The following is a 15,383-nucleotide window of genomic DNA, read 5'->3' as shown; positions in this document are numbered from 1 at the left end:
CGACTTATCAAGGGTAACATTAGCCCTGTACCCACTTTATCGCCCTCCCTAGGAGCAACCATCATGAAACGCCAATTACTCGCTACCGTTCTGTTATCTGTCCTGGCTTCCAGCGCTTTTGCCCTGCCAGCCGCCGAACAGGCCACCCCACAGAACAAAGCTCAAGCCGTGCAAACCAGCCAAACCGTGGCTCGCAGCGGTTCGCAAGAAGACGAAAACCGTGACTACGCCAAAGGCGCCGTAGCTGAAAATGGCTACAACCGTCTGCAAGAGAAAGGTTTGGTCGAAGGCGGTGCCGAACAAGCCAACAAACGCGCCTACACCGAAGGCGTTGCTGAAGGCGGTGCCGACCGTCTGCAAGAACTGCATCAAGCACAGAGCTAAGCCTGTGGTGGCCCAGAAAAAAGCCCGATCTGCCGATCGGGCTTTTGCTTTTATATAGACCGCGTCACGCCCCGCCCCTGCCAAGTTCGACGCCGGCAAAGCGCTTTTGCTAGAGTGCGTCGCTGTACTTGCCGACAAAGCTCATCCGCTCATGCTGCCCCGCGCCGAACAGAAGCAACAGACCCGCCTCGCCCTGATGGACGCAGCCCGCCATCTGATGGAGTGTGGCCGTGGGTTTGGCAGCCTGAGCCTGCGCGAAGTGGCCAAGACCGCGGGTATCGTACCCACCGGTTTCTATCGCCATTTCGCCGACATGGACCAACTTGGGCTGGTATTGGTCAGCGAGGTCGGCCAGACCTTTCGCGCCACGATCCGCCTGGTGCGCCACAACGAATTCGTGATGGGCGGCATCATCGATGCCTCGGTGCGCATCTTTCTCGATGTGGTCTCGGCCAACCGTTCGCAATTTTTGTTTCTGGCCCGCGAACAGTACGGCGGCTGTCTGGCCGTGCGCCAAGCCATTGCCGCCCTGCGCGAAGACATCACCCGCGATTTGGCCGCCGACCTGACGTTGATGCCCAAGTTGCAGCACCTGGATGCGGAAGGTTTGCATGTGATGGCCGACCTGATCGTCAAGAGCGTGTTCGCCACCCTGCCCGATATCATCGACCCACCGGCCCACGCCTTGCCGGCCCACCTCACGCCCCAGGCGAAGATCACCCAACAACTGCGCTTTATCTTTATCGGCCTCAAGCATTGGCAAGGGCTGGGCAGCACCGAATAAAGCAATCAACCCGCCGTGTGGAATCGTTTGGCAGTGGTGTAGTGCTTGTTCCAGTAGCTATTGCTCAATGAATCGATACGAATGGTTTTGCCGGTGCGCGGCGAATGGATGAATTTGCCTTGGCCGATATAAAGGCCGACATGGCTGACCTGGCCGCGCCCGTTGCCTTTGAAAAACACCGCATCCCCAGGCTTCAACGCATTGCGCTTGATGGTCGCCGCCGATGAGCGGTGCATGGCCGTGGTGGTGCGCGGTATCTGGATATTGGCCTGGGTCTTGAACAGGTACACCAGGAAGCTGCTGCAATCAAAGCCCTGCTCTGCAGAAGTGCCGCCCCACTTGTAGGGCGTGCCCAGCAACTCATGGGCGCGGTCGATCACGTCGTCGATGGAGGCCGGCTTGAGGCTTTGCAGCGACGAACCGAAGGTGGCGCGGGGCTGAAAGTTGGCCGATGCCGATGAAATAAAGAAGGTCAGGCTGACCAGGCATATACAGAAAATTGATCGAAGCATGATAAACGTCGCGGTGGCATTAAACAGGGCGCATAGCCTAAAGAACCCTCAAGTAATCTCATGAACTCCAAATCCTCATGATTCGTAGGACAAATCCTAAAAACCGCCTACTGAGAAAAAGATGAAAGAAATTTCATCAAGCTGAGCGCCACCATCAACGCAAAACGCCCTTCGCCGGTGCTATAAACATCGACACGCACCAAATTGATACACGCACCGAATTATCCGACGCCCTATTGAGCAGCATGCCTGCCTGACTACAGGGAATTCCTACTCAATTCCATGATTGGCAAGCCCCTTGCTCTAGGTCTTTCATCGCTCACAGCTGGAAGCTCTCTGATGCTGGTGATACACCGCCGAATCGCCCCCCAAGCCCTCTGGGCCGCCGAGTTGCTGCTCAACTTCGAAGCCCGCAGCAAAAGCCGTCTGCGCTGTTTCAGTGCCGACGGTGAAGACGTCGGCCTGTTTTTGGAGCGGGGCCAGCCGCCCTTGCACGATGGCGAATTCCTACAGGCAGAAGACGGACGCGTCGTACGGGTGTGTGCCCGACCTGAACAACTGCTGCACGTCACCTGCCGCAATGCCTTTGAGCTGACCCGCGCCGCTTATCACCTGGGCAACCGCCATGTGGCCCTGCAAGTCGGTGACGGCTGGCTGCGCCTGCTCGATGACTACGTGCTCAAGGCCATGCTTGAACAGTTAGGCGCCGATGCGCAGACCATAGAAGCGCCGTTTCAACCCGAGCACGGCGCCTATGGCGGTGGCCATCATCACTCACGCCATGGCGATGAAGACTTCAACTACGCGCCCAAGCTGCATCAGTTCGGCGTGCGTCTATGAACCCAGCCTGGGCGCTGCTACGCCTGGCCAGTCCGCAATTGCCGATTGGCGGCTACAGCTATTCCCAGGGCCTGGAAATGGCGGTGGACAACGGCCGCGTACAGGATGCCGCGAGCGCCCGACGCTGGATCAGTGACCAGTTGCTGCTCAACCTGGCGCGTTTCGAAGCGCCGCTGTTGCTCGCCCATTGCCGCGCCGCCGCTGAGCAGGACTGGGCCCAACTGGCGCAGTTGTGCGACGAGCACCGCGCCAGCCGTGAGACCCGCGAGCTGTATCAGGAGAGCCGCCAGATGGGCTACTCCTTGCAACAACTGCTCAACGGCTTGCCGGAACTGGACGACAGCGCCCGTGACTTTCTCGCTCAACGCGACGAACCGCACCTGGCCCTTGGCTGGGCCTTGGCCGCGCGCGCCTGGCACATCAGCCCTGGCGATGCCCTTGCCGCCTGGCTATGGAGCTGGCTGGAAAACCAATTGGCGGTGCTGATGAAAACCCTGCCACTGGGCCAGCAAGCCGCCCAGCGCCTGACCAGCGAACTGCTGCCGCTGCTGCAACAAGCCCAGCAGGATGCCGAACGCATTAACCCTAACCATTTGGGCAGCGCCGCTTTTGGCCTGTCCCTGGCGTGCATGGCCCATGAGCGCCAGTACAGCCGCCTGTTCCGTTCCTGATTGTGGAGAAGCCCATGAACACACAACCCCTGCGCGTCGGTATCGGCGGCCCGGTAGGCTCGGGCAAGACCGCCCTGACCCTGGCCCTGTGCCTGGCGCTGCGCGATCGCTATAACCTGGCGGTGGTCACCAACGACATCTACACCCGCGAAGACGCCGACTTCCTGGTGCGCAACCAGGCCCTGGCGCCGGAGCGCATCATCGGCGTGGAAACCGGTGGCTGCCCGCACACGGCGATTCGCGAAGATGCCTCGATCAACTTGGAGGCCGTGGACCAACTCAACCGCCGTTTTCCCGGCCTGGACCTGATTCTGGTGGAGTCCGGCGGCGACAACCTGTCCGCCACCTTCAGCCCGGAACTGTCGGACCTGACCATCTATGTGATCGATGTGTCTGCGGGCGACAAGCTGCCGCGCAAGGGCGGGCCCGGTATTTGCAAATCCGACCTGCTGGTGATCAACAAGATCGACCTGGCCCCGCTGGTCGGCGCCTCGCTGGAACTGATGAACAGCGACACCCAGCGCATGCGCAACGGCAAACCCTTTGTGTTCAGCAACCAGAAAACCGGGGTCGGCCTGGACGACATCGTCGCCTTCATCGAACGCCAGGGCCTGCTGACCGCCGCCTGATCAACCCATAAGGAACCTGTCCATGAGCTTCAACAAACTCTTCGCCGCTGCCGCGCTGCTACTCGCCCCTGCCCTGGCCTTCGCGCATCCAGGCCACGGCGACAATGGCCTGGTGGCCGGTATCAGCCATCCCTTGGGCGGTCTCGATCACTTGCTGGCCATGCTTGCGGTGGGCCTTTGGGCTGCCCAGCAAAAAGGCGCCGCGCGCTGGGCGCTGCCGTGCACCTTTGTCGGCACCATGCTGATCGGCGGCGTGCTGGGTTTTGAAGGGCTGCAACTGCCCGCGCTGGAAAGCGGGATTGCTGCATCGGTGCTGGCCCTGGGCCTGGCGGTAGCATTGGCGGTGCGGCCACCGCTGTTCGTGGCGGTAGGCGCCACGGCCTTGTTTGCACTGTTTCACGGCGTGGCCCATGGCCTGGAACTGCCGGATATGACCAGCCCTTGGGCGTATGCGGCTGGGTTTGTAGGGGCGACCGCCGTGTTGCACGCTGCGGGTTATGCGGTGGTGCGCTTTTTGCCGGCGGCTGCAGCGCCACTGGTGCGAGTGGCCGGGGCGGCTTCGGCGGCGACTGGGGTTTGGTTGCTGGCGGGCTGAGGAAAAGATCGTTCCCACGCTCCGCGTGGGAATGCAGCCTAGGACGCTCTGCGTCCCAAAGCATGACGCAGAGCGTCATAAAATGCATTCCCACGCAGAGCGTGGGAACGATCAGCCTGCTACCATGCGCGCCTACACCCCTGCCGTGACGACGCCAGCCAATGCCCATCGCTTCCCCCTCTTCCCTGACGCCTGTGCTCACGCACTTCCATGACCTGATCGTGCCGCTCTGGCAAGGCCCGGGCTGGAATGCCGACCTGGCATTGCCCTTTGAGGCCCTGGACGCCGATCACCAGCCACTGCCCCCCCAGCGCTATCGCGCCATGGCCTGCGCCCGGCAGTTGTACCTGTTCGCGAGCCTGATCGGCGAGCCCGGCGCGGCGTTCGCCGAAGAACGTGCAGCGGCGCTGTTTCGCTCCCTGCAACGGCACTTCCATGATGCCGAACACGGTGGCTGGTTCTACAGCATCGACCCTGCCGGCCAACCGCTGGACGAGCGCAAAGACCTCTACACCCACGCCTTCATTATTTTTGCCTGCGCCCATTACTGGGCCAAGGTGCGTGAGCCGCTGGTAGAGTCGGTGCTCAACGCCGCCCTGGAAGTCGTCGCTCAACGCTTTGCCACCGGCGACGGGTTGTACGAGGCAGTACTGGAGCGCAACTGGGCCTCACTCAACGCAGGCCCCTTGCAAAACCCGTTGATGCACCTGGCCGAAGGTTTCCTGGCCACCCTCGCGGTACGTGAGGACGCCCAGGTACAAGCGGCCCTGCTGGCACTGGCGACGGCCATGCAGCAACGCTTCATCGACCGCGAGCACGGCGTGATGATGGAAAAACCTTTGGGCGCTGTGGATAACTGGTTTGAGCCGGGGCACCAGTTCGAATGGTTCTTTTTGCTCGAATCTTCAGCTGTGCTGCGCGGCACCGCGCTGCATGGCTCGCTGACACGGGCATTTGCCTATGCCGAGCACAAGGGTGTGGATAAGTTAAGCGGTGCGGTCAGCGGCATGCTCGCGCTGGATGGCACGGTGCGCGACGGTACCCAACGGATCTGGGCGCAGGCCGAGTACCTGCGGGCACTGACCTTGCGGCCAGGCAGCGAAGCGGTGCTGTTGCGTCAGTTGCAGGCGTTGCAACAGCGCTTTTTGCATGCAAAGGGTTGGCATGAATGCCTGGATGCCGAGGGTAAGGTGAGCCGGCGGGATATGCCTTCGACTACGCCTTATCATTTGGCGACTTGCTATCAGGGCTTGGTCCAGCATCTGGGCTGACCTGCAAGGCCCCATCGCAGGCAAGCCAGCTCCCACATTTTAATGTGCGAACACTATCAACTGTGGGAGCTGGCTTGCCTGCGATAGCCTCACCTCGGTCTAACAGACTTTAGGCAATCCACTTGCGGTCGCCTGTAAAACTGATCGTCAACCACCGCGCCGCATCCGCCGCCCCCAGCCCTGTGGATATCTCTTCACGCAGCCCATCAAGGGTGGCGACGTTATCCACCGGGTAATCCGCCGGCAGCACCACATGAATCTCGATAAACCGCGCGCGCCCGTGCTTCTGCACATAGGACACGTAGTCGTCGAAACCATGCTTGGCCTGCGCCGCGTCCATCACTTCGCGGACCTTGTCGTCCAAATGATCCGGCGCGATGCCCAATACTTCGCGCAACGCTGGGCGCAAAATCTTGAATGCCGGCGCCAGCATGCTCAGGGCCAGCAGGATCAGGATCAACGGGTCGACGTAGACCGCCCACTCGCCATAGCCCTGGGACTTTAGCAACAGCGCGGCCAGGAAGCTGATCAGCAAACCCACCGACAGCATCGCGTCCACCAGCCAGCTGATGTTGTCGAACTGGATCAATGACGACTTGAGTGTGCGATTGCGGTAGCGCACATAGAAGAAGTACGCGAACTCCACGACGGTAAACACCGCCGCATAAATGATCACCAGCCCCAACTCGATTTCGCGCCCGCCATTGATAATGCCGAACACGCCATTGAGGAACGCGTAGATGGCGATCAACAGCAGGAAACTGCCTTCTATCAGCAGCACCATCGGCTCCAGGTGCCAATAGCCGAACTGGAAGCGATCGTTGCTTTTTTTGGCGATCAGCTTGGCCGTGATCAGCATCAACACCTTGATGGCGGTGGCGATCAGCGAGAAAAAGCCGTCGAACAGAATGGATTGGGCGCCGGATATTACACCCGTGACAATCCCGGCGATCGCGACTGCGAACATCAGGATGGTCGATTGTTTGAGCAGTGCCTGCTCACCTCGGTTACTCACATTGCCTCCTGTCAAAACCTTTAAACCGCTGGGTGCGGTGGGGTTTTCAGGCGGGCAGTGTACCTTATGCCGCATTTTGGCCGATTTGACGCCACTGATCGTTCCCACGCTCCGCGTGGGAATGCATCGCGTGACGCTCTGCGTCACCAGCAGAAAGCGGGGCGCAGAGCGCCCCCAGCGGCATTCCCACGCGGAGCGTGGGAACGATCAAGCGATCGGCTTAGCCCTTGGCCCCACGCTCAATCGCAAAACCAGCCCAGGTCTGGCTCACTGGCATCAGCTCCAGGCGGTTGATGTTCACGTGCGCCGGGGTGTTCATCACCCAGAAAATCGTATCGGCAATATCCTGCGGCTGGATCGGCTCGGCCCCGGCATAGGTGGCGTCATAACGCGCCTGGTCACCGCCAAAGCGCACCAGGGAGAACTCGCTCTCACACAGGCCCGGCTCGATGTTGGTCACCCGTACGCCCGTGCCTTGCAGGTCGCAGCGCAGGTTCAGCGAGAACTGCTTCACGAACGCCTTGGAACCGCCATACACATGGCTGCCCGGGTACGGGTAGTTACCAGCGATGGAGCCCAGGTTGATAATCCCGGCGCCTCGGCCATGGGCAATCAGCCGCGGCAACAGCAGGTTGGTGGTGGTCAGCAGGCCCTTGATGTTGGTATCGACCATGGTTTCCCAGTCGTCGAGGTCGCACTTGGGTGCAGGGTCAGTGCCCACGGCGAGACCTGCGTTGTTGATCAGGCCACGCAGCGTGGCGAACGACGGCGGCAAGTTGGCGATGGCCTCCTCCATGCCTTTGCGGTCGCGCACATCCACCACCAGGCCATGCACTTCGGTCTGCTTGGAAAGCTCTTCGACCAAGGCATTCAAGCGCTCGGCACGACGACCGGTGAGCACCAGTTTCCAGCCGGCCTCGGCAAAACGACGGGCACAGGCTTCGCCGAAACCTGAAGTGGCGCCAGTGATAAACAGCGTGTCGGACATGGTGTTCTCCTTACGGGCATCGGGAAAAAAACAGCCAGCAGAATGCCCGTACGCCGCCTTTGCGGCAACCGCTGTGCATACACACGCATGCTTGGCTGATCATTTTTTGATCAATCCGATCAAAGCCTTATAAACCGTGGCTTGTAGCCATATGCGCGCAGGTTATCCACAACTGCGCCCACAGTCTTTGGGGGCAAGTGCAAAAGGCTCAAAGCCGCTGTGCACAAGGGTTGCAGGCGGTTTTAGAAAGTTTTTTGCTTGACCTGAGCGAGCACCTATGTAGCCGCCGACAAATGCAGAAAAACACAACGATGGCTCCAGGCCAGTCATTCCGGCCCCTGCGCGCGTCTTTCCAGAGTTTAGTCACAGACTTATCCACAGGCTGCAATGACTTATTTAGTTCATATACCTGTGTCTTTAAACAGGTTGACAAACCCCTGGTGCGCTGGTGAAAAACACGCTGATCAAAAAACAACCAGCACGCTGCAAGCCACGTCGTTAAAGGCTTCCAGCCAGCTACTCCCACGTTACCCACAGCCGGTTCCACAGTGGATGGGGACAAGTCAAAACTGTGACAAAACAGGGATTTGCGGCGGCTATATGTCGCGCTTTTGAGGTGGGCTGGATTTGTTTTCCACAATTTGGTTGGGCGCTTGTGGACATCGCAAAAACAAATGTGGGAACCGGCTTTGGGTGGGAGCTGGCTTGCCTGCGATGCGGCCACCTCGGTATGTCAGCTAAACCGAGGTGATGCTATCGCGGGCAAGCCCGGCTCCCACATAAGGCCCGGTTCCCACAGGGTTGATGCGCCTGGATCTTAGGTTAGTGACCGCCCAGGTAGGCGTTACGCACGTCCTCGTTCACCAGCAACTCCTTGCCTGTGCCGGTCAGGCGAATCTCACCATTGACCATCACATACGCGCGGTCCGACAGGCGCAGCGCATGGTTGGCGTTCTGCTCCACCAGGAAGATGGTCATACCGGTGGACGCCAGCTCGCGCAGGGTGGAGAAGATCTGCTTCACCACAATCGGTGCCAACCCCAGGCTTGGCTCATCGAGCAACAACAGCTTGGGCCGGCTCATCAGCGCACGGGCGATGGCGAGCATTTGCTGCTCACCACCGGACATGGTCATCGCCCGCTGGTTGCGCCGCTCCTTGAGCCTGGGGAACAGCTCGAACATGCGCTGCATGTCTTCACTGGCGAACTTGTCGCCAATAGGGATGGTGCCCATCAGCAGGTTTTCCTCGACGGTCATGTCGGGGAAAACCCGCCGCCCTTCCGGCGACTGCGCAATGCCGTTGGAGGCGATGTAGTGGGACGACTTGTGAGTAATGTCGACGCCGTTGTAGAGGATCTGCCCAGACTCGGCCCGAGGCTGACCGAAGATCGACATCAGCAACGTTGATTTACCCGCGCCATTGGAGCCGATCAGGCTGACGGTTTCGCCTTCGTTGATGTGCAGCGAGACTTTTTTCAGAGCCTGGATCGGGCCGTAGAACACGTCCAGGTCCTTCATTTCGAGGATAGGTGCACTCATACCAGTTCCTCTTCATCCGCGCCCAGGTAGGCGGCGATCACTTTGGGGTCGTTGCGGATCGCATCCGGGCCGCCTTCGGCGATCACGTTGCCGTGGTCCAGCACCACAATGTGGTCGGAAATACTCATCACCATGCCCATGTCGTGTTCGATCAGCACCACCGTCAGGTCGTGTTCGTCGCGCAGCAGGCGAATCATCGCGCTGAGGGCTTCGGTTTCCTGAGGGTTGAGGCCCGCTGCCGGTTCGTCCAGGCAGATGATCTGCGGCCGCGTGCACATGGCGCGGGCGATCTCCAGGCGGCGCTGCTGGCCGTAGGAGAGCTCGCCGGCCAGGCGGTTGGCGCAGTCCACCAGGTCGACCACTTCCAGCCAGTAGAACGCGCAATCCAGCGCATCGCTTTCGGCCTTGCGGTAGCCCTTGGTATTGAGGATGCCGGCGAGCATGTTGCGGTTGACCCACATGTGTTGGGCCACCAGCAGGTTTTCCAGCACCGACATTTCCTTGAACAGGCGAATGTTCTGGAAGGTGCGCGCAAGGCCGGCGCGGTTCACCAGGTGGGTGCCGCCGAACATCTTGTAGTACACGCGACTGAGGAAGCTTTTCGGCGAGACAAAGTCAGTGGCCTCAAAGCGCTCCCCCAGCAACTGAATGACGTTGGTTTGCTTGCCCCGCACGTTGAGCTCGATCTTGCCGCCGCTGGCTTTGTAGAAGCCAGTGAGGCAGTTGAACACCGTGGTCTTGCCGGCGCCGTTGGGGCCGATCAGGGCGAAGATCGAGTTGCGTTTGACCTGCAGGCTCACATCACTGAGGGCCTTGATGCCCCCAAAGTGCATCATCAGGTGCTCCACGGAGAGGACGACTTCTTTGCTCATGGCGCTACCCCCTTGCGTGGCGTCACACCGGTACGGCTGATGCGAATCAAGCCACGCGGCCTCCAGATCATCATCACCACCATCAACACGCCAAACAGCAGCACACGGTATTCAGAGAAGCTGCGCAGTAATTCAGGCGCCACGGTCAGCACAAACGCGGCGATCACCACGCCGACCGTCGAGCCCATGCCGCCCAACACCACGATGGCGAGGATCAACGCCGACTCGAAGAAGGTAAACGACGACGGGTTGACGAAGCCCTGGTAGCTGGCAAAAAACACCCCGGCCAAACCGGCGGTGGACGCGCCGATGGTGAAGGCTGAGAGTTTGACCAGCACATGGTTCAGGCCCATGGAACGACAGGCGATTTCATCTTCACGCAAGGCTTCCCAAGCGCGACCGACCGGCATACGCGTGAGGCGATGCTTGATGTACAGCACGGCCAGCACCACCAGAAACAGCACGATGTAGATGAACATGAACTTGATGTTGGGGTTGTAATCGATGCCGAAAAACTCGTGAAACGGAATGCCGCCATCCTTCGCACGCTTGCCGAACTCCAGGCCCAGGAAGGTCGGTGACGGCACGGGCATACCGTTCGGGCCACCGGTGAACGACAGCCAGTTGTTGAGCACCAGGCGAATAATTTCACCAAAACCCAGGGTCACGATGGCCAAGTAGTCACCGTGCATTCGCAGCACCGGGAAGCCGAGTATGCACCCCGCCAGCGCCGCCGCGATGGCCGCCAGTGGCAGCACGGTCCAGAAGCCCAGGCCCAGGTATTGATAACCCAGCGCCAGGCCGTAGGCACCGATGGCATAGAACGCCACGTAACCCAGGTCGAGTAGGCCCGCCAGGCCCACCACGATGTTCAGCCCCAGGCCGAGCAACACGTAGATCAGCCCCAGGATTACCACGGTGAGCAGGTACTTGTTGGCAAAGATCGGGAACACGATGGCGATCACGATCAGCGCCGGGATGATCCAGCGCAGCCGCGACTTGTAGTCCGGCGGCAGCACGTGCACGCCGGAGCCACTGCTCTCGAACCCTTGCAGGATCTTCACGCCCTTGGGGGTTTGCAGGAACAGGCTCAAGGCAAAGCGCCCGGCCATGACGATGGCGACCAGCACGGCAACCCGCGCAGGTTCCAGGTTGAAGCTGTAGCCGTCGAGCACCACGCCGACAATCGGGCCGAACACGATCAGCGAAATCAGCCCCGCGAGCACCGTATCGACGACACTTTTCTTGATATCAATGGATTTGGCAGCAGACATGTTTACACCTTCGCCACAAGTGGGCGACCAAGCAGGCCCTGGGGACGGAAAATCAGAATCACCACCAGCAGGGAGAAACTGAACACGTCTTTGTAGTCAGAGTTGATCAACCCCGAGAACAGCGACTCGGAGATACCGAGGATGATCCCGCCCAGCATCGCCCCAGGCAGGGAGCCGATGCCGCCGAGGACCGCCGCGGTAAACGCCTTGATGCCGATGATGAAGCCGGCATAGAAGTCGAAGGTGCCGTAGTTGAGGGTGATCAGCACGCCGGCCAGGGCAGCCATGGCTGCGCCGATGACGAACACGTAGGAGATCACTCGGTCGGTGTTGATGCCCAGGATCGAGGCCATCTTGCGGTCTTGCTGGGTGGCGCGGCACATGCGGCCGAGCTTGGTGTATTTGATGATGTAGGTGAGCAAGGCCATGCCGGCGAACGCCGCCACGAGGATGAACACTTTGGTGTAGGTCAGTTGCACGAACCCGGTGCCGATATCGACGCGCCAGGCGCCGGCCAGCAGGGTGGGAATGCCTTGTTGCTTGGCGCCCTGGGCGATCTGCGCGTAGTTCTGCAGGATCAGCGAGATACCGATGGCGCTGATCAGCGGTGCCAGGCGGGTGGAGTTACGCAGGGGTTTGTAGGCGACACGCTCAATCACCCAACCGTACACGCCAGTGACGACCACGGTGAAGATCAAGGTACCGAGAATGAGCAGCGGGAAGGATTCGATGCCGAAGTAAGCCAGCAGTGCCAGACTGATCGCCGCGAGGTAAGCGGAAATCATATAAACCTCGCCGTGGGCGAAGTTGATCATGCCAATGATGCCATAGACCATTGTGTAGCCGATGGCGATCAGGCCATAGACCGACCCGAGGGTCAGGCCGTTGACCAGTTGCTGCAGGAAAATACCATCCATAACGCAATCTCACGCGGTGAGCACCTGCACACCTGGGGGTGTGCGGCGCTTCTGGAGGAAAAGACAGGTTTGTTGCAATAGAGCAGGCAACCTGGCCCTCTGTGGGAGCTGGCTTGCCTGCGATAGCGGTTTCACATTCAACACAGGTGTTGGTATTGAGGCCGTCATCGCGGGCAAGCCCGGCTCCCACAGAGATCGAGGTGTTCAAGCCGTCGCGTTATTACTTCTGCTTTTCCAACTGATGGTATTTGCCGTCTTTGTCCCACTGGTAAACCACGTAGTCAGAGACTTTCAGATCGCCCTTGGCATCCCAGGCTTTTTCGCCCATGACGGTTTTAACCGGGTTAGCCTTCAACCACTTGGCAGCATCCTCGCCCTTGTTGGACTTGGCACCGTTGAAACCGGCGGCCAGGGCCTGGATCGAGGCGTAGGCGTACAGAGTGTAGCCTTCAGGCTCGGTGCCGTTTTTGCGGAACTCTTCCACCACGGTCTTGCTGTCTGGCAGTAGGCGCGGGTCGGCGCCGAAGGTCATGTACACGCCATCGACGTACTGCGCACCACCTGCGGTGGCTACCAGTTCGTCGGTGACCACGCCGTCATCGGACATGAACTTGACGTCTTTCAAGCCCGCTTCGCGGATCTGGCGCACCAATGGGCCGGCTTCCGGGTGCAGGCCGCCGAAGTACACGACGTCGGCGCCCAGGGAACGGATTTTGGTGACCAGGGCGCTGAAGTCTTTCTCGCCACGGGTCAGGCCCTCTTCCAGCACCGGCTTGACGCCGCGCTTGGTCAGTTGGGCTGCGGTGGCGTCGGCCAGGCCTTTGCCGTAGGTGTCCTTGTCGTTGATCACCGCGACTTTCTTGCCTTTGAGCACGTCGACGATGTAGTCGCCGGCGACGATGCCTTGTTGGTCGTCACGCCCGCACATACGGAACATGGCGCCCAGGCCGCGTTCGGTCACTTGTGGGTTGGTGGAGCCTGGGGTGATGGCGATGATGCCTGCTTCGTCGTAAACCTCCGACGCCGGGATGGTGTTGGATGAGCAGAAGTGCCCGACCACACCGATCACTTTGTCCTGGTCGGCCAGGCGGTTGGCCACGGCCACGGCCTGCTTGGGTTCACAGGCGTCATCGCCCGCCACCAGCTTGATCTGCTCGCCGTTGATGCCGCCGGCCTTGTTGATAACGTCGGCTGCCGCCTGGGCACCCTTCATGTACTGCTCACCGAAAGCGGCGTTGGCACCCGTCATCGGGCCCGCCACACCAATTTTCACATCAGCTTGAACAAACGTAGAAACACCCAGCGCCGCAGCAACGGCGAGGGCCAGAAAACCTTTCTTGTAAAACGTCTGGGACATGAGTGGTGCTCCGATATTTTTGATTTTTGGCACGACAACTTGCATTCAAACCTTTCACCGAAAGCTCAGAGCAAGCCGCGTGCCATTACGTTTTTATTCTTCAAAAAGACACGGTGTCATTGTTATTACAGGCGTTTCGACGCCTTTTGCCAGGACGTGCAACCGTCTAGCGTCTACAGGTGCAACCAACACTGCAAAAAAGTACAACCCTGGCAGGTCGCACCTGCAACCACAGGCATAAACGACAGTTCCTACAGCTGTAACAACGTGCGTAACGGAACTGCACATTTACAGTGCGTGATTGCTACGACTTGCACCAATACAGATGGGTAGCCTGCTAAGAAAATGCAGGCTTCTGAGGGGTATTTCGCTGATCAGATCACGATCCTCAGGCATTGCCCGGCGTGATAGAGCGAGAAGCCGGCTTCATACAGGCAACTGCGCAGGCCTACCCCGGCCAGGGGCTGCATAGGGGCAAAGGGGATCGGCAAGGCTTGGGGATCCTGGTGACACAGGTAGTCGGCAAACGCCTTGCCCACCACGCTGCCGGTGGTCACCCCGCGCCCGTTATAACCGGTAACCGCCACCAGGCCGGGGGCCGGTTCGAACAGGCGCATCAAGTGGTCAGGGGTGAACGCGATGCAGCCGGTCCAGGTGTATTCCCATTGCACCGGTTTGAGGTACGGGAAGTAGTGTTGCTGCACCCGATCGGCCCACGCTTTGAGAAACCATGCCGGTTTCTGGTTGCCATTGCCCAGGCTGCCGAGCAACAGGCGGCCATCGGCATCGCGGCGAATACTGCTCAGGACCTGGCGGGTGTCCCATGAGCCTTGGCCGCCGGGGAGGATTTGCTTGGCCGCGTCATCGGTCAGCGGCGCCGAGGCCACCTGGTAGTAATAGCCGGGGAAGAAGTTACGCCGCAGCTCGGTCCATTCGCCCTCGGTGTAAGCATTGGAGGCGATCACCACCTGCGCGGCCTGCACCGCGCCCTCGGCAGTCTGTACCGACCAATCGGCGCCTTGGCGCTCAAGCTGGGTGACCGGCGAATGATCGAACAATTGCCCGCCCAGCCCCACGGCGGCATTCGCCAACCCCGTGGTATAGGCCATGGGGTTCAAGGTGCCGGCGCGCCGATCCAGCAATGCGGCGGCGATTTTGCGGGTACCGGTGGCGTGCTCGCAGGCCTGGCCGGTGAGTAACTCAACCGGCGCGCCACGGCGTTTCCACTGCTGCTCACGGCTGCGCAAGTCCGCCTCGCCACGGGCGTTGTGCGCCATGTGCAAGGTGCCTTCACGGCGCAATTGGCAGTCGATGTTGTACTTGTCGATCAGGCTGAACACCAGGGACGGCGCCGCACCCAACATGCGGTTGAGCTGGCTGCCCACCGCCGTACCGAAACCGGCCTCGATCTCGTCCGGTGGAATCCACAGGCCGGCATTGACCAGCCCGACGTTGCGCCCCGAACCGCCGTGGCCGGTGCGATGGGCCTCCAGTACGGCGACGCTTTTACCCTGTTCCAGCAAATGAATGGCCGCCGACAAACCGGTGATGCCGGCGCCGATCACGCACACATCCACCTTGACCGCGCCCTTGAGCGCGGCTCGGTTCGGGCGGCCTGGGGTGAGGTGTTCCCATAAACATGTTTCGCGCAGTGCCATTGCCAGACTCCGGGATGAATTCACCACCGCTCGTTCCCACGCTCTGCGTGGGAATGTAGCCTTGGACGCTCCGCGTC

Annotated in this window: 16 protein-coding genes; 7 read left to right on the top strand and 9 right to left on the bottom strand. The window is 60.3% G+C overall.

Going from position 1 to position 15,383, the window contains the following annotated elements; genetic code table 11:
- Window positions 1–63: 63 nt before the first annotated feature.
- Window positions 64–384: a hypothetical protein gene (locus E1K68_RS03630; RefSeq protein ID WP_003188116.1), complete on the top strand. Its 321-nt coding sequence runs from the start codon at window positions 64–66 to the stop codon at window positions 382–384.
- Window positions 385–535: 151 nt separating this feature from the next.
- A complete protein-coding gene (locus E1K68_RS03625) occupies window positions 536–1,168 on the top strand; it encodes a TetR family transcriptional regulator (protein ID WP_003188114.1) in 633 nt (210 codons plus the stop codon).
- A gap of 5 nt (window positions 1,169–1,173) precedes the next feature.
- Here the strand turns inward: E1K68_RS03625 and E1K68_RS03620 are convergent, their stop codons facing one another.
- Window positions 1,174–1,680 (bottom strand): C40 family peptidase, encoded by a 507-nt coding sequence (locus tag E1K68_RS03620; RefSeq protein WP_003188113.1) that lies wholly within the window; start codon window positions 1,678–1,680, stop codon window positions 1,174–1,176.
- A 339-nt stretch (window positions 1,681–2,019) separates the two neighbouring features.
- Between E1K68_RS03620 and ureE the strand changes: the two genes are divergently transcribed.
- From ureE to E1K68_RS03595, 5 genes are all read left to right on the top strand, one after another.
- Window positions 2,020–2,520, top strand: coding sequence for an urease accessory protein UreE (gene ureE / locus E1K68_RS03615; protein WP_003188112.1), 501 nt, complete (start codon window positions 2,020–2,022; stop codon window positions 2,518–2,520).
- The gene (locus tag E1K68_RS03610; RefSeq protein WP_003188110.1) at window positions 2,517–3,191 is read left to right on the top strand and encodes an urease accessory protein UreF; all 675 of its coding nucleotides are present in this window, start codon (window positions 2,517–2,519) and stop codon (window positions 3,189–3,191) included. Before ureE ends, E1K68_RS03610 begins: the two co-directional genes overlap by 4 nt.
- 14 nt (window positions 3,192–3,205) lie before the next feature.
- Window positions 3,206–3,820 (top strand): urease accessory protein UreG, encoded by a 615-nt coding sequence (gene ureG, locus E1K68_RS03605; RefSeq protein ID WP_003188109.1) that lies wholly within the window; start codon window positions 3,206–3,208, stop codon window positions 3,818–3,820.
- Between the two features lie 22 nt (window positions 3,821–3,842).
- Window positions 3,843–4,415: a HupE/UreJ family protein gene (locus E1K68_RS03600; protein ID WP_212613787.1), complete on the top strand. Its 573-nt coding sequence runs from the start codon at window positions 3,843–3,845 to the stop codon at window positions 4,413–4,415.
- A 161-nt stretch (window positions 4,416–4,576) separates the two neighbouring features.
- On the top strand, window positions 4,577–5,686 hold the full coding sequence (locus E1K68_RS03595; protein ID WP_003188106.1) for an AGE family epimerase/isomerase: 1,110 nt from the start codon (window positions 4,577–4,579) through the stop codon (window positions 5,684–5,686).
- A 109-nt stretch (window positions 5,687–5,795) separates the two neighbouring features.
- On the opposite strand, the gene E1K68_RS03590 is transcribed toward E1K68_RS03595, so the two are convergent.
- The 8 genes from E1K68_RS03590 to E1K68_RS03555 form a co-directional block, all read right to left on the bottom strand.
- The gene (locus E1K68_RS03590) at window positions 5,796–6,701 is read right to left on the bottom strand and encodes a cation diffusion facilitator family transporter (protein ID WP_120247947.1); all 906 of its coding nucleotides are present in this window, start codon (window positions 6,699–6,701) and stop codon (window positions 5,796–5,798) included.
- 220 nt (window positions 6,702–6,921) lie between these two features.
- Complete coding sequence (locus E1K68_RS03585) at window positions 6,922–7,689, bottom strand: SDR family oxidoreductase (protein ID WP_003188104.1); 768 nt, start codon at window positions 7,687–7,689, stop codon at window positions 6,922–6,924.
- Between the two features lie 822 nt (window positions 7,690–8,511).
- On the bottom strand, window positions 8,512–9,228 hold the full coding sequence (locus tag E1K68_RS03580) for an ABC transporter ATP-binding protein (RefSeq protein ID WP_003188103.1): 717 nt from the start codon (window positions 9,226–9,228) through the stop codon (window positions 8,512–8,514).
- Complete coding sequence (locus E1K68_RS03575; RefSeq protein WP_003188102.1) at window positions 9,225–10,100, bottom strand: ATP-binding cassette domain-containing protein; 876 nt, start codon at window positions 10,098–10,100, stop codon at window positions 9,225–9,227. Before E1K68_RS03575 ends, E1K68_RS03580 begins: the two co-directional genes overlap by 4 nt.
- Window positions 10,097–11,374, bottom strand: coding sequence for a high-affinity branched-chain amino acid ABC transporter permease LivM (gene livM / locus E1K68_RS03570; RefSeq protein WP_003188100.1), 1,278 nt, complete (start codon window positions 11,372–11,374; stop codon window positions 10,097–10,099). Before livM ends, E1K68_RS03575 begins: the two co-directional genes overlap by 4 nt.
- A 2-nt stretch (window positions 11,375–11,376) precedes the next feature.
- Entirely contained in the window at window positions 11,377–12,291 is a 915-nt protein-coding gene (locus E1K68_RS03565; protein WP_003188099.1) for a branched-chain amino acid ABC transporter permease, read from the bottom strand.
- Window positions 12,292–12,511: 220 nt separating this feature from the next.
- On the bottom strand, window positions 12,512–13,648 hold the full coding sequence (locus E1K68_RS03560; RefSeq protein ID WP_005784282.1) for a branched-chain amino acid ABC transporter substrate-binding protein: 1,137 nt from the start codon (window positions 13,646–13,648) through the stop codon (window positions 12,512–12,514).
- 374 nt (window positions 13,649–14,022) lie between these two features.
- Window positions 14,023–15,306 carry an FAD-binding oxidoreductase gene (locus E1K68_RS03555; RefSeq protein ID WP_212613786.1) on the bottom strand — a complete coding sequence of 428 codons (1,284 nt, stop codon included), beginning with the start codon at window positions 15,304–15,306 and terminating at the stop codon, window positions 14,023–14,025.
- Window positions 15,307–15,383: the final 77 nt, after the last annotated feature.

The organism is Pseudomonas sp. B2021 (assembly GCF_018135665.1).
Taxonomy (GTDB): Bacteria; Pseudomonadota; Gammaproteobacteria; order Pseudomonadales; family Pseudomonadaceae; genus Aquipseudomonas; species Aquipseudomonas lactis.
This window is presented reverse-complemented; position numbering and strand designations above follow the sequence as displayed.